This is a genomic window from Roseateles saccharophilus (assembly GCF_031458095.1).
GTDB lineage: Bacteria > Pseudomonadota > Gammaproteobacteria > Burkholderiales > Burkholderiaceae_C > Pelomonas > Pelomonas saccharophila_A.
Window position 1 is genome coordinate 719,876 of the sequence record NZ_JAVDXU010000002.1, and the last position, 25,486, is coordinate 745,361.

Here is a 25,486-nt window from a genome sequence, read left to right on the forward strand (position 1 = left end):
GGCCGCGCTCAGCCGACGTCGATCAGTGACGGTCGGCGCGGGGGGCGGGCGTGGCCGGCTGGTCGTAGGACGGGCTCGGCGTCGTCGTCGTGGTCGTCGTCGTGTCGGTCGTTGTCGTCGTGCTCGATGCGGCCGTGCTGTCGACCGGCGGTGTCACCTTGGCCGGGTCATCGGCAGGCTGCTGCATGGCGGCCGTGCTGTCCGCGGGCATGGTGTTGACGTCAGCGGGCGCGGCATTCGGATCGGCCGGCGTCTGCTCGCTGGGCATGACGGCAGCGGTCGTGGGTTCGGCCGGCTGCTGTTGCGGCTGGTCTTCGGTCTGGGCGAAAGCCAGGCCGATGCTGGTCACCAGGACGGCGGCGGTCAGTGCACTGGTGGCGGTCTTGAGGGTGGACATGGTGGACTCCTTGTGAAAGCGTGGACCGGCGAAAACCGGGAGGCTGCGCCGGCCTTTCCCCACCGGCTGAGGTCCACTCTAGGAGCCGCGCGCCGCGCCCGGCGTCGGTGCCGAGCGTCATTTCATGTAGGAGGCTCCCCCAGTCCGTAGCGACCGGTTACGCCACGTAGCCGTTACAAGTTGAAGTCGTAGTCGATGGTCAGTGGTGCATGGTCGCTGAACATCTGGCCGGTGTAGATGGCCTCGCGCCTGGCGCGGGCAGCAATGCCGGGCGTGGCCAGGTGGTAGTCCAGCCGCCACCCGACGTTGTTGGCACGCGCCGCGCCACGGGCGCTCCACCAGGTGTATTGCTCGGCCTTGTCGTTCAGCGTGCGGAACACGTCGACGACACCGCCATCGTCGAACAGCGTCGTCAGCCAGGCACGCTCCTCGGGCAGGAAGCCGCTGTTCTTCTGGTTGCCGCGCCAGTTCTTCAGGTCGATTTCCTTGTGGGCGATGTTGACGTCGGCCACCAGGATGAACTCGCGCTCGGCCTTCAGCGCCATCAGATGCGGATGCATGGCGGCCAGGAAACGGTACTTGACCGCCTGGCGCTCCTCGCCGCTGGTGCCGCTGGGGAAATAGACGCTGATGAGACTGAGCTTGCGGCCGGGCTTGTCGAAACGCTTCTCGACCCAGCGGCCCTCGCTGTCGAACTCTGGCAGCCCCAAGCCCGTGACGAGGTCGCTGGGCTCCTCCTTGGTGTAGAGGCCGACGCCGGAATAGCCCTTCTTCTCGGCGTAGTGGAAGTGGCCGGCGAGCTTGTCGCAGTGGCGGAACTTGGCCTCCACCACGTCGGCCTGCGCCTTGAGTTCCTGCACGCCGACCGCATCGGCCTGCTGCTGGTCAAGCCACTCGAAGAAGCCCTTGCTGGCGGCGGAGCGCACGCCGTTGAGGTTGGCCGTGATGAAGCGCATTTGAACTAGGGAGAGGGTTGATCTGGAGAAGTATCGCAGTGCAGCAAATGAACAACACCTGCCGCACGCTTTCATCATCAAACGGTCACGTGATCTTTACGATCCAGTAGGAATCAGAGGCGTGACAAGCGCCCATTTTTTCGCCTCCCGCATGCCTTTCCCCCCGTCAACCCGAGGATTTCTCATGCCGAACCATCGCCTTTCACCGACCCTGCTCGCGCTCGCGCTGGGCGCGGCCTTCCCAATGCAGGCCGCACTGGCCCAGGCTGCGTCAGGAACGGAAGCCAAGAAGGACGTCAGCCAGCTCGAGGCCGTCATCGTGACCGGCAGCCGCCGGGCCGAGAACCTGAAGGAAGTGCCGCTGTCGATCTCGGCGATCAAGTCGGAGGAGCTGGACACCTACAACGCCAGCGGCCAGGATATCCGCGCCCTGTCCGGCAAGGTGCCCAGCCTGAACATCGAGTCCGACTACGGCCGCACCTTCCCGCGCTTCTATGTGCGCGGCCTGGGCAACACCGACTTCGACATGAACGCCTCCCAGCCGGTGGGCCTGGTCTATGACGATGTGGTGCAGGAAAGCATCGCGCTGAAGGGCTTCCCGGTCTTCGACATGGCGCAGGTGGAACTGCTGCGCGGCCCGCAGGGCACGCTGTTCGGCCGCAACTCGCCGGCCGGCGTCATGAAGTTCGACTCGGCCAAGCCGGGCAAGAAATTCGAGGGCTACGCCAACATCGGCTACGGCCGCTGGAACTCCGTCAACCTGGAGACGGCCGTCAACGTGCCGCTGAGCCAGGACTGGCAGATGCGCGTGGCCGGCATCGTGCAACGCCAGGACGACCGCGTGCACAACCCCGTTGCCGCAACCAAGGGCGGGACGGCGGACCTCGAGGGCTACAACGACAAGGCCCTGCGCCTGCAGGCCCTGTACAAGAACGGCAACTTCGAGGGTCTTTTCAAGGTCCAGGCCCGTGACTTCAAGGGCACGGCCACGACCTTCCGCGCCAACATCATGAAGCGCGGCACCAACGACCTCGTCGACGGCTACGACGACAGCTCCTACCCCACCGACGGCTACAACTCGCAGACGCTGAAGTCCAGCGAGGTCAGTGCCCGCCTGCGCTGGGACTTCGACGGCGTGTCGCTGTACTCCATCACCGCCCACGACCGCGCCAAGTTCTACAGCCGCGGCGACGTGGACGGCGGCTTCGGCTGCCGCTTCTGCGGCATCCCGGACGGCCCGAAGTACTACCCCTCGGGCTCGGCGACGCCTTACCCGTCCGTCATCCCCTTCGATGCGCAGACGGCCGACGGCATCCCCTATCTGCGCCAGACGACGCAGGAATTCCGCCTGCAGTCCAACACCAACGCCCCCTTCCAGTGGATCGCGGGCCTGTACTACTTCAACGAGAAGCTGCAGGTGGACAGCTTCAACTTCGACAGCTTCGCCGTCGGCGACCCGCAGAACGGCTATGCCGTGCAGCACCAGCAGGCCAAGTCCTGGGCGGGTTTCGGCAACGTGAAGTTCGCCGTCACGCCCGACCTCAAGCTGACCGCCGGCCTGCGCTACACCGACGACAAGAAGGACTTCGACGCCGTGCGCACCTGGACGCCGGGCAAGGCGCCCAACGTCGACATCATCGGCCCCTTCCAGACCCATCCCAAGTCCACCAACTGGAGCTGGGACGTCGGCGCCAACTACAACATCAACAAGGCGACCAGCGTGTTCGCGCGCGTCGCCACCGGCTACCGCGCCCCGTCCATCCAGGGCCGCGTGCTGTTCGGTGACTCCATCTCGGTGGCGAACTCGGAGAAGGTGCTGTCCGCCGAAGTCGGCTTCAAGGCCGACCTGCTGGACAACACGGCCCGCATCAGCGGCACCCTCTTCAAATACCGGGTGAAGGACATGCAGCTGACGGCCGGCTCGGGTTCGACCAACCAGAACCGCCTCGTCAACGCCGCCAAGGCCGAAGGCCAGGGCTTCGAGCTGGACGCCCAGGCCATCATCGCGCGCGACTGGCGCACGACGCTGGGCTTCTCCTACAACGACACCAAGATCAAGGACGCCAACCTCTTCGTGCAGCCCTGCGGCAATGCCAACTTCCAGTTCCTGGAAGCCAACACCGGCTGCACGGTGCTGGACCCGGCCGGCCCGCTAGCCGGCACCGTCAGCATCAACGGCAATCCGCTGCCGCGCGCGCCCAAGGTCACCTGGAACTGGACGCTCAAGTACAGCGTCGAGATCGGCGCTGGCGAGCTGACCGTGCTGACCGACTGGGCCTACAAGGACAAGTACAACATGTTCCTGTACGAGGCCGTCGAGTACAAGGCCAAGTCGGCCCTGGAAGGCGGCCTGCGCGTCGGCTATGGCTGGGCCAACGGCAAGTACGAGGTCGCCGCCTACTCGCGCAACATCACCAACCACCGCCAGACCGTCGCCGCCATCGACTTCGACAACCTGACCGGCATCGTCAACGAGCCCCGCAGCTACGGCGTTCAGTTCAAGGCCAATTTCTGACCGTGCGGGACAGACCAGACCATGTACCCATGGGCTGCTCTGTTCTCACCTGATTCAGAGCGCTCTTGAATCAGCGGGTTGACCAACGACCCGCAAGACGACAAGCGGGCCCCGCCCGCGACTTGGTGAAAACCACGCATGGCCCGGTCCCCTTCTAGGGGTCGGGCCTGTTTTTTTGACCCCTAGAATCTTTGTCACATGTCTGCCGCGCCCACCCCGTCCGTCGCCGATCCCCTCGCCCAGTCCTTCGTCGCCTTCGCCGTGGAGGCGGGCGTGCTGCGTTTTGGGGAATTCAAGACCAAGGCCGGACGTCTCAGCCCTTACTTCTTCAATGCCGGCCTCTTCGATGACGGCGCCAAGCTCGGCAAGCTGGCCGGCTTCTATGCCGAGCGCCTGATCGCTTCGGGGCTGCAGTTCGACATGATCTTCGGCCCGGCCTACAAGGGCATCACCTTGGCCGCCGCTGTCTCCATGGAGCTGGCGCGCCGCGGCCATAACCGGCCCTTTGCCTACAACCGCAAGGAGGCCAAGGACCATGGCGAGGGAGGCACCCTGGTCGGTGCACCGGTCAAGGGCCGCGTCCTCATCATCGACGACGTCATCTCCGCCGGCACCTCGGTGCGGGAATCCATCCAGATGATCGAGGCCGCCGGTGCCACACCTTGCGGTGTCAGCATCGCGCTGGATCGCCAGGAAAAGGCTGCCGAGGGCGGCGTGGACAGCCCGCTGTCCGCCGTGCAGCAGGTGCAGGAGCGCTACGGCCTGCCGGTCGTCGCCGTGGCAGGCCTGGCCGACCTGCTGGCCTTCCTGGAGGGCGCGCCCGAGCTGGCCGCCCACCGCCCGGCCGTGCTGGCCTATCGAGAGCGTTACGGGGTGTGATGCGCGTCCTGTCCGCCCTGCCCGTTCTTGCCGGCCTGTTTCTCGCCAGCAGCAGCGCGCTGGCGCAGGACGCCTCGCCCGCCAAGGGCATCTACACCTGCACGACGGCCGACGGCCGCAAGCTGACGGGCGACCGCCCGATTCCCGAATGCCTGGCACGCGAACAGCGCGTGCTCAACCCCGACGGCTCGCAACGCACGACGCTGCCCCCCTTCCTCAGCCCCGAGGACAAGGCCGCCAAGGACGCCGCCGACCGCCGCGCCGCGGCCGACCGCATCGCCCAGCAGGACGCCATCCGCCGCGATCGCACGCTGATGCTGCGCTACCCCAACGAGGCCTCGCACCAGCGCGCGCGCAATGCCGCGCTGGACGACGCCACCAAGGCCATGCGCAGCTCAGAGCGCCGCATCAAGGACCTGACCGTCGAGCGCAAGCCGCTGCTGGACGAGGCCGAGTTCTACAAAGGCAAGCCCTTGCCCGGCAAGCTCAAGCAGGCGCTGGACGCCAATGACGCCAGCATCGAGGCCCAGGAGGTTCTCATCGAGAACCAGAAGGCCGAGCTGGTGCGCATCAACAAGAGCTTCGACGCTGAACTCGCCCGGCTGAAGAAGCTCTGGGCCGGCGCCACGCCGGGCTCGCTGCCGCCGCTGGGCGAGCTGCCCCAGACGGCGCCGCCGCCGACGCCCAAGCGCTGAAATCGGCCTCAGAGAAACCCTGAGGCCGATTTCCTAAGCCAGTTTCTTCTTCAGCAGCTCGTTGACCAGGGCTGGGTTGGCCTTGCCCTTGGTCGCCTTCATCGCCTGGCCGACCAGTGCGTTGAAGGCCTTGTCCTTGCCGGCGCGGTACTCGTCGACCGACTTCTGGTTGGCGGCCAGCACCTCGTCGAGGATGGCCTCGATGGCGCCGGTGTCGCTGACCTGCTTCAGGCCCTTGGCCTCGATGACGGCGTCGACGTCGCTCGCCTCACCGCTCCACAGCGACTCGAAGACCTGCTTGGCGGCGTTGTTCGAGATCGTGCCGTCGGAAATGCGGCCAATCAGCCTGGCCAGCAGCTCGGGGCCGACCGGCGCCGCGTCGATTTCGATGCCGGCAGCGTTAAGCCGCTTGCTGATCTCGCCCATGACCCAGTTGGCCACCAGCTTGGGCGTCGCACCCGCGGCCTTGGCGGCCTCGTAGTAGCGCGCCGTCGCCAGGCTCTGCGTCATCATCGTCGCGTCATAGACCGGCAGGCCGTCGACGCTCTCGAAGCGCGCCGCCATCACCGACGGGAGCTCGGGCATCTCGCCCTTCACGCGCTCCACCCATTCCGGCGCGATGACCAGCGGCGGCAGGTCGGGATCAGGGAAGTAGCGGTAGTCGGCCGAGTCTTCCTTGCTGCGCATCGCGCGGGTCTCGCCGGTGTCCGGGTTGTAGAGCACCGTCGCCTGTTTGATCTTGCGGCCGTCCTCGAGTTCGTCGATCTGCCAGTTGACCTCGTAGTTCACGGCATCGACGAGGAAGCGGAAGCTGTTGAGGTTCTTGATCTCGCGGCGCGTGCCGAAGGGCTCGCCGGGCTTGCGCACCGACACGTTGACGTCGCAGCGGAAGCTGCCTTCCTGCATATTGCCGTCGCAGATGCCCAGCCACATCACCAGCGCATGCAGGGTCTTGGCGTACTCGGCGGCCTCGGCGCCCGAGCGCATGTCGGGCTCGGAGACGATCTCCAGCAGCGGCGTGCCGGCACGGTTCAAGTCGATGCCCGACTGGCCGTGATAGTCCTCATGCAGGCTCTTGCCCGCGTCTTCCTCGAGGTGGGCCCGGGTCAGGTTGACCTTGTGCTTGACGTCGCCGACGAAGAACTCCACCGCGCCACCCTGCACCACCGGGATCTCGAACTGGCTGATCTGGTAGCCCTTGGGCAGATCGGGGTAGAAGTAGTTCTTGCGGGCGAAGATGGACAGCGGCGCCACCTTGGCGCCGACGGCCAGGCCGAAGCGGATGGCACGCTCGACGGCGGCGCGGTTCAGCACCGGCAGCGTGCCGGGCAGGGCCAGGTCCACCGGCGAGGCTTGCGTGTTGGGCGCCGCGCCGAAGGCGGTGGAGCTGCCGCTGAAGATCTTGCTCTGCGTGGAGAGCTGGACGTGGTTTTCGAGGCCGATGACGACCTCATAACCGCGGATGAGCTTGGATGTCGTGGGCATGGTCAGATTCCTGCGGGCGCGGCAAGGTGCCAGTCGGTCGCCTGCTGGAGGGCATGCGCAGCGTGCAGCAGCTGCCCCTCCTTGAAGTAGTTGCCGATCAGCTGCAGGCCGACGGGCATGCCGCCTGCGCCGGTCCCCACCGGCACGCTCATGCCGGGCAGGCCGGCCAGCGAGCCGGGCAGCGTGAAGATGTCGGCGAGGTAGGCCTGGGTCGGGTCGTCCTTGCCCTCGCCATGCTTCCAGGCGACGGTGGGCGCCACCGGGCCGGCGATCAAATCGCACTGCTTGAAGCACTGCTGGAAGTCGTCCGCAATCATGCGGCGCAGCTTTTGCGCCTGCAGATAGTAGGCGTCGTAGTAGCCGTGCGACAGCACATAGCTGCCGATCATGATGCGGCGCTTGACCTCGGGGCCAAAGCCCTCGGCACGCGTCTTCTTGTACATATCGAGAAGATCGTCGTACTTTGTCGCACGATGGCCGAACTTGACACCATCGAAGCGACTCAGGTTGGAGCTCGCCTCGGCCGGCGCAATGATGTAGTAGACCGGAATGGCCAGCTCGGTGCGGGGCAGGCTGACGTCCACCAGCGTGGCGCCGAGCTTCTCCAGCTCCCCGCAGCCGGCGCGTACGGCGGCGGCCACGTCGGCCGACAGGCCGGCCGGGAAGAACTCCCTGGGCAGGCCGATGCGCAGGCCCTTCAGCGGCTGCGCGGCCGTCGCCCCTTCGCGCGCGGCCAGCATCTGGCCGTGGAAGTCCTGGGGCGGCTGCTGCACGCTGGTGGCGTCGCGCTCGTCAAAGCCGCTCATGGCCGACAGCAGCAGGGCGCAGTCCTCGGCCGACCGGGCCATGGGACCGGCCTGGTCCAGGCTGGAAGCGAAGGCGATCATGCCGTAGCGGCTGCACACGCCGTAGGTCGGCTTGATGCCGGTGATGCCGGTGAAGCTGGCCGGCTGCCGGATGGAGCCGCCGGTGTCGGTGCCGGTCGTGGCGGGCACGAGGCGGGCCGCAACGGCCACAGCCGAGCCGCCGGACGACCCGCCGGGCACGCGGGAGACGTCCCAGGGGTTGTGCGAGGGGAAGTAGGCGCTGTTCTCGTTGGCCGAGCCCATGGCGAACTCGTCGCAGTTCAGCTTGCCCAGGGCCACCGTGCCAGCCGCGTTGAGGCGGGCGACGACCGTGGCGTCAAAGGGGCTGCGATAGCCGGCCAGGATCCTGGAGCCGGCCGTCGTCGGCATGTCGGCCGTGACGTAGATGTCCTTGTGCGCCAGCGGGATGCCGGTCAGCGCGCCGCCGTTGCCGGCCGCCAGCACCGCGTCGGCAGCCGCCGCACGGGCCAGGGCGCCGTCGGCGTCGACGTGCAGGAAGGCGCCCAGCGCCTGGTCGCGGGCCTGGATGCGCTCCAGCAAGGCCTGCGTGGCCTCGCGGCTGGACAGGGCACGGCTTTTCAGGGCGGTGGCCAGCTCGGCCACGCCCATGTCGTGAACGGGCTTCATTCGATGACCTTGGGAACGAGGAAGAGGCCGTCCTCGACGGCCGGGGCGCTGCGCTGGTTGAGCTCGCGCTGGTTGCTTTCGGTGACGACGTCTTCACGCAGGCGCAACTGCACCTGCTGGATGGCCGACAGCGGCGTGTACAGCGGCTCGACGCCGGCGGTGTCCACGGCGCTCATCTGGTCCACGATCTTGAAGAAGTCGTTCAGGTTGCCCAGCAGCGCCTCGGACTCGGCAGGTTGCAGTTCCAGCCGGGCCAGGTTGGCGATGCGGCTCACGTCGTCGGGGGTGAGGCTCATGAAGGGTTTTCAGATGTAAGCCTGAGGCCAGAAACCTAGTGCTGGCGGGCCTCAGAACGGGGTGATCGGTTATTATCGCCCCCCATCTTCAAGGCCCTCGAGGCTGCCCCATCAGCGACGGATTTCGTCGCAGGCCGGGCGGCCTCGATGCTTATTCAGCCCCCCGTTTTCGAGCCGCGCCGCCGCTGGCGAGGCTCCCTGCGCCACACCATGTTCGCATCCCTGCGCCGCTACTTCTCCACCGACCTGGCCATCGACCTCGGTACCGCCAACACCCTGATCTACGTGCGCGGCAAGGGCATCGTCCTCGACGAGCCGTCGGTCGTCTCCATCCGCCACGAGGGTGGCCCCAACGGCAAGAAGACCATCCAGGCCGTCGGCCGCGAGGCCAAGGCCATGCTGGGCAAGGTGCCCGGCAACATCGAGGCCATCCGCCCGATGAAGGACGGCGTCATCGCCGACTTCACGGTGACGGAGCAGATGCTCAAGCAGTTCATCAAGATGGTCCACGACTCGAAGACGTTCAAGCCGTCGCCGAGGATCATCATCTGCGTGCCCTGCGGTTCGACCCAGGTGGAGCGCCGCGCCATCCGCGAATCGGCGCTCGGCGCCGGTGCCAGCGAGGTCTACCTGATCGAGGAACCCATGGCCGCCGCCATCGGCGCCGGCCTGCCGGTGGCCGAGGCCTCGGGCTCCATGGTGGTCGACATCGGCGGCGGCACGACGGAAGTCGGCGTCATCTCGCTGGGCGGCATGGTCTACAAGGGCAGCGTGCGCGTCGGCGGCGACAAGTTCGACGAAGCCATCATCAACTACATCCGCCGCAACTACGGCATGCTGATCGGCGAGCCCACGGCCGAGGCGATCAAGAAGAACATCGGCAGCGCCTTCCCCGGCTCCGAGGTCAAGGAGATGGAGGTCAAGGGCCGCAACCTCTCCGAAGGCGTGCCGCGCAGCTTCACCATCTCGTCCAACGAGATCCTGGAAGCCCTGACCGACCCGCTCAACCAGATCGTCTCCGCCGTGAAGAACGCGCTGGAGCAGACGCCGCCCGAGCTGGGCGCAGACATCGCCGAACGCGGCATGATGCTGACCGGTGGCGGCGCCCTGCTGCGCGACCTGGACCGCCTGCTGGGCGAGGAAACCGGCCTGCCGGTGCTGGTGGCCGAGGACCCGCTGACCTGCGTCGTGCGCGGCTGCGGCATGGCCCTGGAGCGCATGGAGCGCCTGGGTTCCATCTTCACGTCGGAATGAAATGAAGCCCCTCGTCCAGTCGCACACCGCTGAACGCGGTGCGTCTGGCCGGTCCCCCGAGGGGACGGCGATGCTCTCGGCATTGAGCCGAGAGTACATCACCAGAGCGGGCCGGCTCGGGAGCGAGCCCAGCGCTCGGCCCGCGGGCCGGTTGACAGCGACGCGCGCCTTCCTTTAAAGATGCCTCTCGGCACCCTAGACCGCACACCCCCGCCGTTCTTCCGCCAGGGTCCATCGGCGCTGACCAAGCTCGCGCTGTGCTCGGCACTGGCCCTGCTGCTGATGGTGGCGGATGCCCGCTTCAAGCTGATGCAGCCGGTGCGCGCCACCTTCGCCCTGGTGCTTCACCCGGTGCAGCGCCTGCTGCTGACGCCCGTGGATGCCTGGGAGACGGCTGGGGACTACTTGCGCGGCACCAAGCGCGCCATGGAGGCCGAGGACAAGGCCCGGCGGCAGCTCAGCGCACAGGCCGAGCGCCTGTCGCGCGCCGAGGCCCTGCAGGCCGAGAACGACCATCTGCGCAAGCTGCTGGGCCTGCTGCCCAGCCTGAGCGTGCCGTCCATCCCGGCCGAGGTGCTGTTCGAGGCACCCGACCCCTTCTCGCGCCGCGTCGTCATCGACCGCGGGGCCGCGGTGGGCGTGGCGGCCGGTTCGCCGGTCATCAACGAGGCCGGCGTGCTCGGCCAGGTGACGCGGGTCTATCCGCTGTCGGCCGAGGTCACGCTGCTGACCGACAAGGAAGCCGCCATCCCGCTGCTGAACGCCCGCACCCAGATGCGCAATGCCGCGGCCGGCCGCTCCGACGGCACCGGCATGGAGCTGCGCTTCCTGGCCGCCAACGCCGACGTCAAGGTCGGCGACCTGATGATGACCTCGGGCCTGGACGGCGTCTACCCGCCCGGACTGCCGGTCGCCAAGGTCAGCGTCGTCGAGCGGCGCGGCGATTCCAGCTTCGCCCAGGTGCTGCTGGCCCCTATCGCCCAGCCCGACAGCGCCCGCCACGTGCTGGTGCTGCTGCCGCAGGACCGCCACCTGGCTGCCAAGAAGGAGGCCGAAGCCGCCGCGGCTGAGGAAGCCGCCTCGGCCGCCGCCACCAAGGCCGCGGTGCGTGCGGCCAAGAAGGAAGAACGCGCCGCCAAGGCCGCCGAGAAAGCCGCTGCCAAAGCGTCGGGAGCTTCGCAATGATCATGCCGCGCGCCGCCGACCAGCTGCTGCTGCCGGCCAACCCCTGGTTCATCGGCCTGACGCTGATCGTCGCGCTGATGATCGACATGGTGCCGGCCGGCCGCATCGCGGCCATGCCCGATGTGCTGGCCGTCGTGCTGGTGTTCTGGGGTGTGCACCAGCCGCGGCGCGTCGGCGTGCTGTGGGCCTTCATCTTCGGCTTGGCCATTGACGTGCATGACGGCGCCCTGCTGGGCCAGCATGCCCTGGCCTACAGCGGCCTGAGCTTTGGCGCCATCACCCTGCACCGCCGCCTGACCTGGTTCCCCCTCTTTGCCCAGGCCGTGCAGGTGCTGCCGCTGTTCTTTGCCGCGCATGTGCTGGCGCTGATCGTGCGGATCATCGTCGGTGGCATGTGGCCGGGCTGGGGCATGCTGCTGGCGCCAGTCTTCGAGGCGGTGCTGTGGCCGGTGGCCAGCGTGCTGCTGCTGGCGCCGCAGCGCCGTGCGCCGGACCGCGACGCCCACCGCCCGCTCTGATCCGTGGTCGTCCTCAAGAACCTCCACCAGGAACTGTCGCGCTTCCGGCTGCGCGTGCTGGCCGCCGGCGCCTTCGTGCTGTTCTGCTTCGGCCTGCTGGTCACGCGCCTGGTCTGGCTTCAAGTGGTGCAGTACGACAGCTTTGCCGAACGCGCCGAGTCCAACCGCATCGCCGTCGTGCCCATCGTGCCCAACCGCGGCCTGATCAAGGACCGCAATGGCGTTGTGCTGGCCAGCAACTACTCGGCCTACACACTCGAGATCAACCCCGAGAAGGTGGCCGACCTGGACGCCACCATCGAGGCCCTGGGCCATGTCATCGAGGTCCAGGCCCGCGACAAGCGCCGTTTCAAGCGCCTGCTGGAAGAGGCCAAGCACACCGACTCCCTGCCCATCCGCACCAAGCTAACGGATGAGGAGGTGGCCCGCTTCACGGCCCAGCGCTTTCGCTTCCCCGGCGTGGAGATCAAGGCGCGGCTGTTCCGCTCCTATCCGCTGGGCGAGGTGGGCGCCCATCTGATCGGCTATATCGGCCGCATCAACCAAGCCGAGAAGAAGACCATGGACGATTGGGAGGAGGAAGACCTCGCCAACTACCGTGGCACCGAATACATCGGCAAGCTCGGGCTGGAGCAGGCCTATGAGAAGGAATTGCACGGCACGACGGGCTTCGAGCAGGTCGAGACCAGCGCGGGCGGGCGCGCCGTGCGGCGGCTGGACCACCGCCCGCCCACGCCGGGCAACACGCTGAACCTGTCCATCGACATCAAGCTGCAGGCCCTGGTGGAGCAGCTCTTCGGCGAGCGCCGCGGCGCCCTGGTGGCCATCGACCCGCGCAATGGCGAGGTGCTGGCCTTCGTCTCCAAGCCCACCTTCGACCCCAACCTCTTCGTCGACGGCATCGATGCCGATTCCTGGCGCGACCTCAACGAGGACATCGACAAGCCGCTGCTGAACCGCGCCCTGCGCGGCACCTACCCGCCCGGCTCCACCTTCAAGCCGCTGATGGCCATGGCCGCGCTGAACAGCGGCAAGCGCTCGCCCAGCACGGTCATCATGGACAACCTGACCTACAGCTTCGGCGGTCGCACCTTCGGCAGCCCCGAGACGGACCGCGCCGGCCCCAAGGACATGCGCCTGGCCATCGTCACCTCGTCCAATGTCTACTTCTACAGCCTGGCCAATGAGATGGGCGTGGACCTGATTCACGATCAGCTGGAGCCCTTCGGCCTGGGCCGCAAAACCGACATCGACGTGCAGGGCGAGGTCACCGGCGTGCTGCCCTCGCAGGCCTGGAAGCGCAACTACTTCCGCAAGAGTCCGGCGAACCAGAAGTGGTTCCCCGGCGAGACCATTTCGCTGGGCATCGGCCAGGGCTACAACAGCTTCACCATGCTGCAGATGGCCACGGCCTACTCGACCATCGCCTCGGGCGGCCAGCGCTACAAGCCGCGCCTGGTGCGCGAGATCGAGGATGTGGTCAAGCACGAGCAGCGCCGCATCGCCAGCGATGCGCTGGAGCCGCTGCCGCTCAAGCCCTCGGACGTCGCCATCATCCATAACGCGATGAACGGCGTGACGCTGGAAGGCACGTCGCGGCTGGCCTTCCTGAACGCGGGCTACCAGAGCGCCGGCAAGACCGGCACGGCCCAGGCCATCGGCCTGAAGGCCGGCGAGAAGTACAGCAGCATCAAGGCCGACGAGCGCAAGCGCGACCATTCCCTCTACGTCGCCTTCGCGCCGGTCGAGCAACCGACCGTGGCCCTCGCCATCATTGTCGAGAACGCCGGCTTCGGCTCCATGTCGGCGGCGCCGATCGCGCGCCGCGTGTTCGACTACCTGCTGCTGGGCAACTACCCCAGCGAGGAAGACATCGCGCTGACGCAGAAGGGCCAGAGCTTCGCGCCGGTCGGCAAGCCGCGCCGTGCGGCCGACGTGCCGCTGCTGCCGGGCCCCGCGGCCTCGGCAGCAGCCCCTGCCTCGGGAGCCTCGAAATGACCGTCATCGAACGCCCGCCCCTCTGGCAGCGCCTCAGGCCCTGGCTCATCGGCTTCGACATCCCGTTGCTGATCGCCGTGCTGTGGATGTGCGCCTGGGGGCTGCTGTGCATGTACTCGGCCGGCTATGACCATGGCACGCGCTTTGTCGACCATGCCCGCAACATGGTGCTGGCCCTGGGCCTGATGTTCATCGTCGCCCAGGTGCCGCCGCAAAAGTTGATGGCCCTGGCCATCCCGCTGTACAGCTTCGGCGTGGCCCTGCTGATCGCCACGGCCCTGTTCGGCGTCACCAAGAAGGGCGCGACGCGCTGGCTCAATATCGGCGTCACGCAGATCCAGCCCTCCGAGCTGCTGAAGCTGGCCACGCCGCTGATGCTGGCCTGGTGGTTCCAGAAGCGCGAGGGCCTGCTGCGCTGGCCGGACTTCATCGCCGCCTTTGCGCTGCTGCTCGTGCCCTTCCTGCTGATCGCCAAGCAGCCTGACCTGGGCACCGGCATCCTGGTGCTGGCCGCGGGCCTGTACGTGATCTTCTTTGCCGGCCTGCCGTGGAAGCTCATCCTGCCGGCCCTGGTGCTGGGCGCGGCCGCAGCGACGGCCCTGGTGCTCAGCGAGGACGCCATCTGCCAGCCCGACCTGAAGTGGCCGGTGCTGAAGGAATACCAGAAGCACCGCATCTGCACGCTGCTGGACCCGTCCAAGGACCCGCTGGGCAAGGGCTTTCACATCATCCAGGGCGAGATCGCCATCGGCTCCGGCGGCATGACGGGCAAGGGTTTCATGCAGGGCACCCAGACCCATCTGGAGTTCATCCCCGAACGCACCACCGACTTCATCTTCGCGGCCTTCGGCGAGGAGTTCGGCCTGATGGGGGCCCTGGCCCTGCTGCTGGGCTTCACGGCGCTGATCCTGCGCGGGCTGATGATCGCGTCCGACGCACCGACGCTGTTCACGCGGCTGATGGCTGGCGCGGTGACGCTGTCCTTCTTCACCTATGTCTTCGTCAACATGGGCATGGTCAGCGGCATCCTGCCCGTCGTCGGCGTGCCCCTGCCTTTCATCAGCTATGGCGGCACGGCGATGGTGACGCTGGGCCTGAGCCTGGGGTTGCTGATGTCGATTGCGCGGGTCAAGAAGCTCGTCAAGACCTGACGGCAGTGGGGCACTGGCACTGGTGAATCGGCACGTCATGAACGGCGTTCCCGGCGCCATGGCGCAGCTACCGTCTGCCCTTCACATGGAAGGGATGGGATGGCGAAGTCCAGGAAGATTGTGCTTTCAGCACTGGCGGTCTTGGCCGGCGTCGCCGCGCTGTGGGCGGGCTGGCCTGCTGAAACACCTCATAAGGGCGCAGCACCCGTCGCCGTCTCAGCTACTGGCGATGCGCCTTCGGCATCCGACCTGAACACCGCCCGTCAGCCCGTGCCAGCGGCTACCAACGACACGACCTCCGTTGCACCCAAGAAGCAGGAGGACGCATCGTCCTGGCGCCAGCTCTATGCCGCTTCAGACCTGTTCCCACGGCTACTGCAGTTGCATCAGGCAAGGCGGACCGGCAGTTATGCGGCGGTGCGCGCGCTCAATGAGGCTTGCATAGCAGCCACGCTCTGGTCGCACTACCCCGACCGCGATCCGCTCAAGCGCGCCGACGTCAACCATCCGGATCACGCCAAACGACTGGCTGCGCGGGAACGGGTCACGAGCGGCTGCGGCCATATGCAAGCCGGTGGCGGCGGTGGAGTGCTGGTCGACGTCGCTGCAGGCGACATCGAAGGACAGAAATTCATCCAGGCGTTCTTCGTACTGCAGGACGCCAGGGGCAAGTCCGTCGGGGAGGTGGACGCCGCGCTGGCGGAAGCCGTACGGCAAGGTCATCCCGAGGTGATGCTCATGCTCCACGGCCAGTACAAGATCTCGCAAGGCTGGCGCGGCTTGATCTCACCGGAAGCCGCCAGCGACGCAAGACGCGCTGCCAGGATCGCGGAGATGCGGTTCACGGCACCTGACGCTGGGCCGGCCGATCAGGACATTCGCCTGGCCTTCCGCTGCTTCATGGACGGCGAATGCAGCTACCGATACGATGACGTGTCGGATATCGCGGATCCACAGCGGCGTGCGCGAATCCTGCAGACCGCCGCCGAGCTAGAGGCATCGCTGCGTTCGCCCGATCCAGTTCAGGCCCTGTTCAGGAAGCGCTGAGCCCTGATGTCGAAGCCGGAAAACGGATCGTGAACCGCGCCCCCGGCCCCTGGCCGTCGGGCGACTCGCCACCTGCGGCGCGGCGCAGGCGGGTGTCGTCCAGCGTCAATTCGGCCTCGTGCTGCTGCACGATCTCCTGCACGATGGCCAGGCCCAGGCCCGAGCCTTCGACACCGCTGCCCAGCGACCGGTAAAAGGGCTGGAAGACCTTGTCGCGCTCGGCCGGCGCGATACCGGGCCCGGTGTCCTCGACCTGCAGCACGACCACCTGGCCAAAGGGGTCCTCGACCACCCTCACCGTCACCAGGCCTCCGGCCGGCGTGTAGAGCAGGGCGTTGTCGACGAGGTTGCGGATCAGCTCGCCGATCAGCACCGGCTGGCCGTTGACGCGCAGCCGGCTGTCGTCCGGCACTACGCCGTCATAGCCCAGGTCGATGCGCCGCTCCAGTGCCCTCGGGACGAAGTCGCGCACGGTGTCGATGGCGATCTCGGCCAGGTTGACCGGCTCGCGCTTCAGGGCCTGCTCGGCATCCTCGGCGCGCGCCATGGCCAGCAGCTGGTTGACCATATGGGCGGCCCGTTCGCTGGCACGGGCGATCTGGGCCAGCGAGCGCTTCATCTCCTCGGGCGAGGCGCGGCCGGCATCGATCTCGCGCTGGATCAGCTCGGCCTGGGTGCGCAGACCGGCCAGCGGCGTCTTCAGCTGATGGGCCGCGTCGGCGAGGAAGTGCTTCTGCCGGCTCATCGACGAGTCCAGCCGCGCCAGCAGGTCGTTGATGGCCTGCACCAGCGGAGCCACCTCGTCGGGCACGCGCTGCTCGTCGATGGGCGACAGGTCCGAACTCTCGCGCGAGCGGATGCGGCGCTGCAGCTCGTTCAGCGGCGAGATGCCGCGCGCCAGCGCCAGCCAGACCAGCAGCACGGCCAGCGGCAGGATGACGAACTGCGGCAGGATGACGCCCTTGATGATCTCGTTGGTCAGCCGCGCTCGCTTGCCCAGGGTCTCGGCCACCTGCACCAGCATGGTCTTGGTCGACCCGGCCTGGCCCTCGGGCGCGATCCACAGATAGGCCACGCGCACGGCATCCGTGCCGACCTCGTCATCGCGGAAGTGCAGCTCCCACGGCACGATGGGCGCCTCCTCGGTGGGCACCGGCAGGGTCGCATCGCCGCTGAGCAGCTCGCCGCGCAGGCCCAGCACCTGATAGAAGACCGTGTCCGACGCATCCGCGCGCAGCAGGGCCGCGGCCTCGGGCGCGAGGGCATAACGGTCCCTTCCCTTGGTCGGTGCGGACTCGGCCGCGACCTGCAGGCCGAGGCTGCGCGCCATTTCGCCCAACTCGCGGTCGTAGGGACGGCTCGCGATGCCCTGGGCCACCAGCCAGGTCAGGGCCACGCTGATCGGCCAGATCAGCAGCAGCGGGGCGAGCATCCAATCGAGGATCTCGCCGAACAGCGAGCCCTGCGCAGCCGGTGCGCCCGCCCGAACCAGCGAGCCCGGCTCGGGGCTGCTGCTTTCCTTGGGCATTTAGGAGTTGATCTTTTCTAGGCAGTAGCCGAGACCACGAACCGTCGCGATGCGGATGGGGCCCTGTTCGATCTTCTTGCGCAGGCGGTGGATATAGACCTCGATGGCGTTGTTCGAGACCTCCTCGCCCCACTCGCACAGGCGCTCGACGAGCTGATCCTTGCTGACCAGACGACCCGCACGCTGCAGCAGCACCTCCAGCAGCGACAGCTCGCGCGCCGACAGCTCCAGCATCTGGTCATTGATATAGGCCACGCGGCCGGTCGCATCGAAGGTCAGTGGCCCATGCTTGATGAGGCTGCTGGCCGTGCCCAGGCCGCGCCGGGTCAGCGCCCGCACGCGCGCCTCCAGCTCCTGCAGCGAGAAGGGCTTGGCCATGTAGTCGTCGGCGCCCAGATCCAGCCCCTTGACCCGCTGCTCGACGCTGTCGGCCGCGGTCAGGATCAGCACCGGCATGGTCGAGCCACGGGCGCGCAGCTTACGCAGCACCTCGAGCCCATGCAGGCGCGGCAGGCCCAGGTCCAGGATGACCAGATCGAACTCGTGCGTCGCCAGCGCGGTATCGGCCTCGGTGCCCGAGCTGACCCGGTCCACCGCATAGCCCGAAGCGCGCAGGGCTCGCAACAGGCCATCGGCCAGCACTTGGTCGTCTTCGGCAATCAGGATGCGCATAGGTCTTGTCTCCGCCGCCGATGTTAGGTGTTGAGGAGCTAGCTCATGCCTTGAGCCACCTGGCTCACAGAATACCCATCAAGCCTGAGGTCACTGCTTCCTCAGATCATGGGACAGAACTACTGTACAAACATACAGATTGCCCCATAATTCAAACATTCCTTTGGAGAACTGCATGGACGCCCCCGTCAAATCCCTGAACACCGAAAAAGCCAAGGCCCTGCAGGCCGCCCTCGCCCAGATCGAGAAGCAATTCGGCAAGGGATCCATCATGCGCCTGGGTGAAGGCGAGGTCATCGAAGACATCCAGGTCGTCTCCACCGGCTCCCTGGGCCTGGACATCGCCCTGGGCGTTGGCGGCCTGCCGCGCGGCCGCGTCATCGAGATCTACGGCCCGGAATCCTCCGGCAAGACGACGCTGACCCTGCAGGTCATCGCCGAGATGCAGAAGTTGCAGGGCACCTGCGCCTTCATCGACGCCGAACACGCCCTGGACATCCAGTACGCCCAGAAGCTGGGCGTCAATCTGCAGGACCTGCTCATCAGCCAGCCCGACACCGGCGAACAGGCCCTCGAGATCGTCGACTCCCTGGTGCGTTCCGGCTCGGTGGACCTCATCGTCATCGACTCGGTCGCGGCGCTGACGCCCAAGGCCGAAATCGAAGGCGAGATGGGTGACCAGCTGCCCGGCCTGCAGGCCCGCCTGATGAGCCAGGCCCTGCGCAAGCTGACCGCCACCATCAAGAAGGCCAACTGCACGGTCATCTTCATCAACCAGATCCGCATGAAGATCGGCGTCATGTTCGGCTCGCCCGAAACGACCACCGGCGGCAATGCACTGAAGTTCTACGCCTCCGTGCGTCTGGACATCCGCCGCATCGGCTCAATCAAGAAGGGCGAGGAAGTCATCGGCTCCGAGACCAAGGTCAAGGTCGTCAAGAACAAGGTCAGCCCGCCGTTCAAGACCGCCGAGTTCGACATCCTCTATGGCGAAGGCATCAGCCGCGAGGGCGAGATCGTCGACATGGGCGTGGTCCACAAGATCGTCGACAAGTCCGGCGCCTGGTATGCCTACAACGGCGAGAAGATCGGCCAGGGCAAGGACAACGCCCGCGAATTCCTGCGCGAGAACCCGGACATCGCCCGTGAGATCGAGAACAAGATCCGCGAGACGGTCGGCGTCGCCGCCCTGGGCGCTGCCGAGGGCGACGAGGAGTAAGCCGGCTGCGGCCCCGGAACGCATCCGGCAGGCATGGCGACCCGGGGGCCGCTGTCACTGAAGGCCCGGGCCATTGGCCTGCTGGCCCAGCGCGAGCACAGCCGCACGGAATTGCGGCGCAAGCTGCTGCGGATTGAGCGGCAGCAGCGCGAGCGCGCGGCGGCCGGCTTGGCTGCGACAGCGGCTGCGGCTGCGGGCGACGCCCCCGACGCCACAGAGCCGCATTCAGGTGCTGAAGACGACTGTGAAGCCGGCGAGAGCACTGTCGACGCCTTGCTCGACAGCCTCGCTGCCGCCGGCTATCTGAACGAAAGCCGCTTTGTCGAATCCCGGCTGCATCTGCGCGCCGGCCGCTTCGGCACCCAGCGCATCCAGCAGGAACTGGCTCAACACGGCATCAAGCTCGATGCCGAGCAGCAGGCCAGCCTGCGTGCAACCGAGCTGGAACGCGCCCGCGAGGTCTGGAAAAGGCGCTTTGGCGACGAGCCTTCGCGCGAGCCGGCCGAGCAGGCACGCCAGACGCGTTTCCTGCTGGCACGGGGTTTTGCCCCCGAGGTGGTGCGCCGCTTGCTGAGGGCCTAAGGCCTGCTTGACCGAGCGCGCAGGGGGAGTTTTCACCCTCCGTGCTACATTGCCGCCTGCCCCAAAAACGAGGGTTCACCCGGTTACATGCCCCTTTGCCCTCTGGCAAAGCGCTGCAAAAGCCGGGTTGACCCCGTCCCGGCACAGGCCGGGGTGATTTGCCATACCCCCGTTCCATGCCTGCCGCCCACCCGTCCGTCACGCGCCGCCCGCTGCACCGCCGCGCCCTCGATGTGCAGGTGTTCGCGCGCGATGACGGCCTGTTCGATGTCGAAGCCAGCCTCATCGATACCAAGACGCATGACGTGCCGCTGGCCGGCGTGCCCCGCAAGGCCGGCGACCCCATCCACGAGATGCGCCTGCATCTGACCGTGGACGCCACGCTGACCATCACCGCCGCCAGCTCCGACACCCTCTGGATGCCCTATCCCGGTGCCTGCAACGAGCACGGCGACGCCTACCGCCGGCTGGTCGGCCTGAACCTGATGAAGGGTTTCCGCCAGGCCGTGACCGAGCGCCTGGGCGGCACGCGGGGCTGTACCCACATCACCGAGCTCTGCCAGATCCTGCCGACAGCCGTCATCCAGGCCATGGCCGGCTCGGTCATCGACACCCGCGAGGGCGATGCCGCCGGCAATCCGCCTTTCCAGCTCGACCGCTGTCACGCGCTGCGCCGCGACAGCGCCACCGTCGCCAAGTTCTACCCGCGCTGGCACCAGCAAGCTGCTGTTCAGCCCGCCACCTCAGAATCCTGACTTCCCCGACCCGAGAGACCCAGCCATGAAAATCCACGAATACCAGGGCAAAGAAATCCTGCGCCAGTTCGGCGTGCCGGTGCCGCGCGGCATCCCCGCCTTCACCGTGCAGGAAGCCGTTGAAGCCGCCCAGAAGCTGGGTGGCCCGGTCTGGGTCGTCAAGGCACAGATCCACGCCGGCGGCCGCGGCAAGGGTGGCGGCGTCAAGGTGGCCAAGTCCATCGAGGACGTGAAGGCCAAGGCCGAGGGCATCCTGGGCATGCAGCTCAAGACCCACCAGACCGGTCCCGAAGGCCAGAAGGTCCGCCGCCTCTATATCGAGGACGGTGCCGACATCGGCAAGGAGTTCTACATCTCCCTGGTGACCGATCGTGCCACGCAGAAGGTCGCCTTCATCGCTTCCAGCGAAGGCGGCATGGACATCGAAGAGGTGGCCCACAGCACGCCCGAGAAGATCATCACGGAAGTGATCGATCCGCTGACCGGCATCACCACCGAGCAGTCCAGGAAGATCGCGGCCGCCATCGGCATGGAAGGCCACACGGTCGACCAGGCCGTCGACCTGTTCGCCAAGCTCTACAAGTGCTACATGGACACGGACGCTTCGCTGGTGGAGATCAACCCGCTGAACCGCGACGGCAAGGGCAATCTGATGGCCCTGGACGCGAAGTTCAACTTCGACGCCAACGCGCTGTTCCGCCATCCCGAGATCGTGGCCTACCGCGACCTCGATGAGGAAGATCCGGCCGAGATCGAGGCCTCCAAGTTCGACCTCGCCTACATCTCGCTGGACGGCAACATCGGCTGCCTGGTGAACGGCGCCGGCCTGGCCATGGCCACCATGGACACCATCAAGCTGTTCGGCGGCGAGCCGGCCAACTTCCTGGACGTTGGCGGGGGCGCCACGGCCGAGAAGGTCACCGAGGCCTTCAAGATCATGCTGAAGAACAAGGCCGTCAAGGGCATCCTGGTCAACATCTTCGGCGGCATCATGAAGTGCGACACCATCGCCGAAGGCGTCATCACCGCCTGCAAGGCCGTGAACCTGCAAGTGCCGCTGGTCGTCCGCATGAAGGGCACCAACGAAGAACTGGGCAAGAAGATGCTGGCCGAGAGCGGCCTGCCCATCATCGCCGCCGACACCATGGCCGAAGCCGCGACCAAGATCGTCGCCGCCGTCGCCTAAGCCAGCCCAGAGGAATCAGACATGTCCATCTACATCAACAAAGACACCAAGGTCATCACCCAGGGCATCACCGGCAAGACCGGCCAGTTCCACACCCTGGGCTGCCAGGCCTATGCCAACGGCAAGAACGCCTTCGTCGCGGGCGTGAACCCCAAGAAGGCCGGCGAGAAGTTCAGCGAGATTCCCATCTACGCCACCGTCAAGGAAGCGGCCGGCCAGACCGGCGCGACCGTGTCCGTCATCTACGTGCCGCCCGCCGGCGCTGCCGCCGCCATCTGGGAAGCCGTCGAGGCCGACCTTGACCTGGCCATCTGCATCACCGAAGGCATCCCGGTGCGCGACATGCTGGAAGTGCGCAACAAGATGAAGGCCAAGGAAGCCGCCGGCGGCAAGCGCACGCTGCTGCTGGGCCCCAACTGCCCCGGCCTGATCACGCCGGAAGAAATCAAGATCGGCATCATGCCTGGCCACATCCACCGCAAGGGCCGCATCGGCGTCGTGTCGCGCTCCGGCACGCTGACCTATGAAGCCGTGGCCCAGCTGACCGAGATCGGCCTCGGCCAGTCGTCGGCCGTCGGCATCGGTGGCGACCCGATCAATGGCCTGAAGCACATCGACGTGATGAAGGCCTTCAACGACGACCCGGACACCGACGCCGTCATCATGATCGGCGAGATCGGCGGCCCCGACGAGGCGGAAGCCGCGCGTTGGTGCAAGGCCAACATGAAGAAGCCCATCGTCGGCTTCATCGCCGGCGTCACCGCCCCTCCGGGCAAGCGCATGGGCCATGCCGGCGCGCTGATCTCCGGCGGCGCCGACACGGCCGATGCCAAGCTCGCCATCATGGAAGAGTGCGGCTTCACGGTCACGCGCAACCCGTCCGAGATGGGCAAGCTGCTGAAAGCGCTGCTGTAAACCGGCCTGGTGCCGCTGACGGGGGCCGTTCACCGAACGGCCCCTTTTTCATTCCCTTTGCCTGCGTAGTTGCACCCAGGTACATGCACCTCGAGCGCAACGACACTTGCGCGTCACCCTTCTGAATTCGCCATGGACCTGCTGAACGCCGCCTTCTTCATCGCCCTGCTGAAGATCATCTGGGTCAATATCCTGCTGTCTGGCGACAACGCCGTCGTCATCGCACTGGCCGCGCGCAACCTGGCGGCCGACCAGCAGAAGAAGGCCATCGTCTTCGGCAGCGGCGCCGCCATCGTGCTGCGCGTCGTGCTGACGCTGTTCGCTGTGCAGCTGCTGCAGCTGCCCTGGCTCAAGCTCATCGGCGCGGTGCTGCTGCTGTGGATCGGCGTGCAGCTGCTGGCCGACAGCGATGACGACGCCGACGTGCATGCCAGCAGCAGCGTCTGGGTAGCCATCCGCACCATCCTGATCGCCGACCTGGTCATGAGCCTGGACAACGTCATCGCCGTCGCGGCGGCCGCCAACAGCGCACCCGAAGGCGCCCGGCTGATCCTGCTCATCATCGGTCTGGGCCTGTCCATTCCCCTCATCATCTTCGGCAGCACGCTGCTGCTGAAGCTGATGGAGCGCTTCCCCGTCATCATCACGCTGGGCGCGGCCCTGCTGGGCTTCGTCGCCGGCGAGATGGCGACGACGGACGCGGCCGTGCACGAATGGTTCGAGGCCCATATGCATGGCCTGGACTACGCGGTCAGCATCAGCTGCGCCGTTCTCGTCGTCGCCGTCGGCATGGCCCTGGCCCGCCGCGGCAAGGCCCAGGGCGCCTAAGATCGGCCGCATGGCAAGCGGCGGCAAAACAAGCTTCTGGCAGCGCCTCGTCGGCCGGGTGGCCGGCCCTGCCGATGCGCCACCCAGCGAGCTGTCGACCCTGCCGGCCGTCCAGCAGACCCAGGCACCCGGCGCCTCGCCAACCCAGGCCAAGCCGGTGGCTCCGCCGCCTGATCTGCATGATTTCGAGCTCGGTGCCGAGATCGGCCGCGGCGCCATGGCCGTCGTCTACAAGGCCACGCAGCGCTCCACCGGCCGCCAGGTGGCCATCAAGCGCCTGGCGCTGAGCCGCGAGTTCTCCGCCGAAGACCTGGCCGATGTGCGCGAGCGTTTTATGCGCGAAGCCCGCGCGGCGCGCCAGCTCGAGCATCCCGACATCCTGCAGGTTGTGGACGCCGGCCAGGACGGCAACGACAGCTGGCTGGCCCTGGAATACGTGCTCGGCCGCGACCTCAGCAGCTTCACCAAGGCCGGCCAGCTGCTGCCCGCCCGGGAAGTCGTGCAGATCGGCGCGCGCCTGGCCCGCGCCCTGGCCTATGCGCACAGCCAGGGCGTGGTGCACCGCGACATCAAGCCGGCCAATGTGATGCTGGACCGCATCAACGGCAGCCTCAAGCTGATGGACTTCGGCATCGCCCGCGTCGGCGACGGCAGCCGCACGCGCACCGGACTCGTGCTGGGCACGCCGTCCTTCATGTCGCCCGAGCAGCTCGCCGGCCTGACCGTGGACGGCCGCAGTGACCTCTATTCCCTGGGCGTGCTGCTCTACCAGCTGCTGTGCGGCACCCTGCCGCACCAGAGCGAGTCGATGGCGCGATTGATGCAACAAATTGCGACCGAGCCCGCTCCCGACATCCGCACCTACCGCCCCAGCCTGCCCGAGCCCCTCGCCCTGGTGCTGGCCCTGGCCCTGGAAAAGCGCCCGGAGTTGCGCTATCCCAGCGGCGAGCAGATGGCCCGCGACCTGGAAGCCATCCTGGTGCTGGGCATGCAGGCCGAGGAACCCGCCCCGCCCGAGGCCGCCACCCCCCAGGATGCGGCCTTCGCACAAACACTGCGCTTGGCGCCCGGGGAAGCAGGGCAGAATCCCCGCTCCTCCGCCGAGCCCCACGAGCCCCCGCAAACCCCATGACCCTGGAGTTCTTCAGCGCCACCGACGTGGGACGTGCGCGCGACAACAACGAAGATTCCGTCGCCCTGGACGAGGCCGCGGGCCTGGCCGTGCTGGCTGACGGCATGGGCGGCTACAACGCCGGCGAAGTCGCCAGCCAGATGCTGACCAGCTTCGTCAGTTCCGAGCTGGGCCGCTGGCTCAAGGACGCCGGCCGCGAGGCCCGGGCCGGTGAAGTCAAGCGCGCGATGGACATCTGCGTGGACAACGCCAACCGCGCCATCTTCAATGCCGCCAACACCAATCCGCGCTATGCCGGCATGGGCACGACGCTGGTGCTGGGCGTCTTCCGCCCCGAAGGCCTGCTGCTCGGCCACGTCGGCGACTCGCGCGCCTACCGCCTGCGCGCCGGCCGCCTGATGCAGATCACCCGCGACCACTCACTGCTGCAGGAGCAGATCGACGCCGGTCTGCTGACCGTCGAGGAAGCGGCGTTTTCCAGCAACAAGAACCTGGTCACGCGCGCCGTCGGGGTCGAGGACACGGTGCTGATGGAGCTGCATCTGCACGAGGTCCAGCCCGGCGACACTTACTTACTTTGCTCCGATGGCCTGTCCGACATGCTCGACGACGACAGCCTTGCGAACCTGCTCAACGGCAATCCGGCCTTGCCCGAAGCCGCACGCGCTCTGATCAACGCGGCCAATGACAGTGGCGGGCGCGATAACATCGCGCTCATCCTGGCCCGCGCAGAAGGCCGCCAGCGAGCCGAGGGGCGGGGCTGGTGGCCCTTCGGTCGACGAGGCGGCAATTGATTTGCT

24 protein-coding genes are annotated in these 25,486 nt (G+C 67.2%); 17 read left to right on the forward strand and 7 right to left on the reverse strand.

Annotation, left to right across the window (positions count from 1 at the left end):
* Positions 1-22 precede the first annotated feature (22 nt).
* Together J2X20_RS15985 and J2X20_RS15990 are read right to left on the reverse strand one after the other, a co-directional pair.
* A complete protein-coding gene (locus tag J2X20_RS15985) occupies positions 23-397 on the reverse strand; it encodes a hypothetical protein (protein WP_310266536.1) in 375 nt (124 codons plus the stop codon).
* A 173-nt stretch (positions 398-570) separates the two neighbouring features.
* A complete protein-coding gene (locus J2X20_RS15990) occupies positions 571-1,353 on the reverse strand; it encodes an exodeoxyribonuclease III (RefSeq protein ID WP_310266538.1) in 783 nt (260 codons plus the stop codon).
* A gap of 184 nt (positions 1,354-1,537) precedes the next feature.
* Between J2X20_RS15990 and J2X20_RS15995 the strand changes: the two genes are divergently transcribed.
* The 3 genes from J2X20_RS15995 to J2X20_RS16005 all read left to right on the forward strand — a co-directional run bounded on the left by J2X20_RS15995 (position 1,538) and on the right by J2X20_RS16005 (position 5,442).
* Positions 1,538-3,868 (forward strand): TonB-dependent receptor, encoded by a 2,331-nt coding sequence (locus tag J2X20_RS15995; protein ID WP_310266540.1) that lies wholly within the window; start codon positions 1,538-1,540, stop codon positions 3,866-3,868.
* 198 nt (positions 3,869-4,066) lie between these two features.
* The gene (gene pyrE, locus J2X20_RS16000) at positions 4,067-4,747 is read left to right on the forward strand and encodes an orotate phosphoribosyltransferase (RefSeq protein WP_310266542.1); all 681 of its coding nucleotides are present in this window, start codon (positions 4,067-4,069) and stop codon (positions 4,745-4,747) included.
* Entirely contained in the window at positions 4,747-5,442 is a 696-nt protein-coding gene (locus J2X20_RS16005) for a hypothetical protein (protein ID WP_310266543.1), read from the forward strand. The genes pyrE and J2X20_RS16005 overlap by 1 nt, the downstream gene beginning before the upstream one ends.
* Before the next feature lie 33 nt (positions 5,443-5,475).
* Here the strand turns inward: J2X20_RS16005 and gatB are convergent, their stop codons facing one another.
* From gatB to gatC, 3 genes are read right to left on the reverse strand one after another with little or no spacing between them, the layout of a single operon-like run.
* A complete protein-coding gene (gatB, locus tag J2X20_RS16010; RefSeq protein ID WP_310266545.1) occupies positions 5,476-6,927 on the reverse strand; it encodes an Asp-tRNA(Asn)/Glu-tRNA(Gln) amidotransferase subunit GatB in 1,452 nt (483 codons plus the stop codon).
* A gap of 2 nt (positions 6,928-6,929) precedes the next feature.
* Positions 6,930-8,420 carry an Asp-tRNA(Asn)/Glu-tRNA(Gln) amidotransferase subunit GatA gene (gene gatA, locus J2X20_RS16015; RefSeq protein ID WP_310266547.1) on the reverse strand — a complete coding sequence of 497 codons (1,491 nt, stop codon included), beginning with the start codon at positions 8,418-8,420 and terminating at the stop codon, positions 6,930-6,932.
* Positions 8,417-8,716 carry an Asp-tRNA(Asn)/Glu-tRNA(Gln) amidotransferase subunit GatC gene (gene gatC / locus J2X20_RS16020; protein ID WP_310266549.1) on the reverse strand — a complete coding sequence of 100 codons (300 nt, stop codon included), beginning with the start codon at positions 8,714-8,716 and terminating at the stop codon, positions 8,417-8,419. The genes gatA and gatC overlap by 4 nt, the downstream gene beginning before the upstream one ends.
* A gap of 210 nt (positions 8,717-8,926) precedes the next feature.
* Between gatC and J2X20_RS16025 the strand changes: the two genes are divergently transcribed.
* The 6 genes from J2X20_RS16025 (at position 8,927) to J2X20_RS16050 (ending at position 15,869) form a co-directional block, all read left to right on the forward strand.
* Positions 8,927-9,970: a rod shape-determining protein gene (locus J2X20_RS16025; protein ID WP_056191483.1), complete on the forward strand. Its 1,044-nt coding sequence runs from the start codon at positions 8,927-8,929 to the stop codon at positions 9,968-9,970.
* Positions 9,971-10,150: 180 nt separating this feature from the next.
* Positions 10,151-11,155, forward strand: coding sequence for a rod shape-determining protein MreC (gene mreC / locus J2X20_RS16030; RefSeq protein WP_310266553.1), 1,005 nt, complete (start codon positions 10,151-10,153; stop codon positions 11,153-11,155).
* Positions 11,152-11,673: a rod shape-determining protein MreD gene (gene mreD, locus J2X20_RS16035; RefSeq protein ID WP_310266557.1), complete on the forward strand. Its 522-nt coding sequence runs from the start codon at positions 11,152-11,154 to the stop codon at positions 11,671-11,673. The genes mreC and mreD overlap by 4 nt, the downstream gene beginning before the upstream one ends.
* Before the next feature lie 3 nt (positions 11,674-11,676).
* On the forward strand, positions 11,677-13,671 hold the full coding sequence (gene mrdA, locus J2X20_RS16040) for a penicillin-binding protein 2 (RefSeq protein ID WP_310266559.1): 1,995 nt from the start codon (positions 11,677-11,679) through the stop codon (positions 13,669-13,671).
* Positions 13,668-14,822, forward strand: coding sequence for a rod shape-determining protein RodA (rodA, locus tag J2X20_RS16045; protein WP_310266560.1), 1,155 nt, complete (start codon positions 13,668-13,670; stop codon positions 14,820-14,822). Before mrdA ends, rodA begins: the two co-directional genes overlap by 4 nt.
* A gap of 99 nt (positions 14,823-14,921) precedes the next feature.
* Positions 14,922-15,869, forward strand: coding sequence for a hypothetical protein (locus tag J2X20_RS16050; RefSeq protein ID WP_310266563.1), 948 nt, complete (start codon positions 14,922-14,924; stop codon positions 15,867-15,869).
* Here the strand turns inward: J2X20_RS16050 and J2X20_RS16055 are convergent.
* Together J2X20_RS16055 and J2X20_RS16060 are read right to left on the reverse strand one after the other, a co-directional pair.
* Positions 15,856-17,301 carry a sensor histidine kinase gene (locus tag J2X20_RS16055; RefSeq protein WP_310267860.1) on the reverse strand — a complete coding sequence of 482 codons (1,446 nt, stop codon included), beginning with the start codon at positions 17,299-17,301 and terminating at the stop codon, positions 15,856-15,858. The genes J2X20_RS16050 and J2X20_RS16055 overlap by 14 nt on opposite strands.
* A gap of 96 nt (positions 17,302-17,397) precedes the next feature.
* Positions 17,398-18,069, reverse strand: coding sequence for a response regulator (locus tag J2X20_RS16060; RefSeq protein WP_119040402.1), 672 nt, complete (start codon positions 18,067-18,069; stop codon positions 17,398-17,400).
* 175 nt (positions 18,070-18,244) lie between these two features.
* Here J2X20_RS16060 and recA point away from each other — a divergent pair, with 175 nt between their 5' ends.
* The 8 genes from recA to J2X20_RS16100 all read left to right on the forward strand — a co-directional run bounded on the left by recA (position 18,245) and on the right by J2X20_RS16100 (position 25,480).
* Positions 18,245-19,288, forward strand: coding sequence for a recombinase RecA (gene recA / locus J2X20_RS16065; RefSeq protein WP_310266570.1), 1,044 nt, complete (start codon positions 18,245-18,247; stop codon positions 19,286-19,288).
* Between the two features lie 33 nt (positions 19,289-19,321).
* Positions 19,322-19,870, forward strand: coding sequence for a RecX family transcriptional regulator (locus J2X20_RS16070; protein WP_310266573.1), 549 nt, complete (start codon positions 19,322-19,324; stop codon positions 19,868-19,870).
* Between the two features lie 176 nt (positions 19,871-20,046).
* Complete coding sequence (locus tag J2X20_RS16075) at positions 20,047-20,625, forward strand: DUF2889 domain-containing protein (protein ID WP_310266576.1); 579 nt, start codon at positions 20,047-20,049, stop codon at positions 20,623-20,625.
* A 25-nt stretch (positions 20,626-20,650) separates the two neighbouring features.
* Complete coding sequence (gene sucC / locus J2X20_RS16080; protein WP_310266579.1) at positions 20,651-21,811, forward strand: ADP-forming succinate--CoA ligase subunit beta; 1,161 nt, start codon at positions 20,651-20,653, stop codon at positions 21,809-21,811.
* Positions 21,812-21,832: 21 nt separating this feature from the next.
* Positions 21,833-22,726, forward strand: coding sequence for a succinate--CoA ligase subunit alpha (sucD, locus tag J2X20_RS16085; RefSeq protein WP_310266581.1), 894 nt, complete (start codon positions 21,833-21,835; stop codon positions 22,724-22,726).
* A 132-nt stretch (positions 22,727-22,858) separates the two neighbouring features.
* Positions 22,859-23,554, forward strand: a complete 696-nt coding sequence (locus tag J2X20_RS16090; protein WP_310266584.1) for a TerC family protein — start codon at positions 22,859-22,861, stop codon at positions 23,552-23,554.
* A gap of 10 nt (positions 23,555-23,564) precedes the next feature.
* Positions 23,565-24,686 (forward strand): serine/threonine-protein kinase, encoded by a 1,122-nt coding sequence (locus J2X20_RS16095; protein WP_310266588.1) that lies wholly within the window; start codon positions 23,565-23,567, stop codon positions 24,684-24,686.
* Positions 24,683-25,480, forward strand: coding sequence for a Stp1/IreP family PP2C-type Ser/Thr phosphatase (locus J2X20_RS16100; protein WP_310266590.1), 798 nt, complete (start codon positions 24,683-24,685; stop codon positions 25,478-25,480). Before J2X20_RS16095 ends, J2X20_RS16100 begins: the two co-directional genes overlap by 4 nt.
* The last annotated feature ends 6 nt before the right edge of the window (positions 25,481-25,486 follow it).